The sequence below is a fragment of the Psychrobacillus sp. FJAT-21963 genome (genome assembly GCF_001420585.1).
Lineage (GTDB): Bacteria > Bacillota > Bacilli > Bacillales_A > Planococcaceae > Psychrobacillus.
In genome coordinates this window covers 1-510 of the sequence record NZ_LJIY01000040.1, presented here as the reverse complement: position 1 = coordinate 510, position 510 = coordinate 1, and the positions used below count along the sequence as shown (strand labels likewise).

Genomic DNA, 510 nt, shown 5'->3' with positions numbered 1-510 from the left:
TTTTTAAATAATTAAAATATAAATTATTAATGCGAAACACTGTGAGTAGTTCTTGAGAAAGTACCACCATTTTCATAGTTATCGCCACATGCACAATAATACTTAGTTACCGTATACCAATTTGTAATATTACATGTTACAACATGCGTGCTTCCATCAGATTTTTTAATTGTAACTTGTTCTGATCCTCCACTTCTACCCTCAGAGCGACTTCCTGTTGCCACATATCTATGACTACTATCATAATACGGACAAGGAATCCATAATGGGGAAACCTCATTCTCTACTTTGCTAAGCTCATTACTCTCTACTTCGCTAAATGAGCTAGCCTTATCACTAATATTTACTTCTCCATTAGCAAATACTGGAGTCGTAGAAACAAGTAACAAAACAGTTAGTGTTAATAGATAAATTACTATTTTTCTCATTTTTTCCACCTCCTTTCCATTTAATATATCATAGAGAGACAGAAAGATAAACTAATATTTTTAAATATAACAAATATTAACT

At 31.4% G+C, this 510-nt stretch carries 1 protein-coding gene; it reads right to left on the bottom strand.

Going from position 1 to position 510, the window contains the following annotated elements:
* Window positions 1-26 precede the first annotated feature (26 nt).
* A complete protein-coding gene (locus AN959_RS20470) occupies window positions 27-428 on the bottom strand; it encodes a hypothetical protein (RefSeq protein ID WP_056833492.1) in 402 nt (133 codons plus the stop codon).
* Window positions 429-510 lie beyond the last annotated feature (82 nt).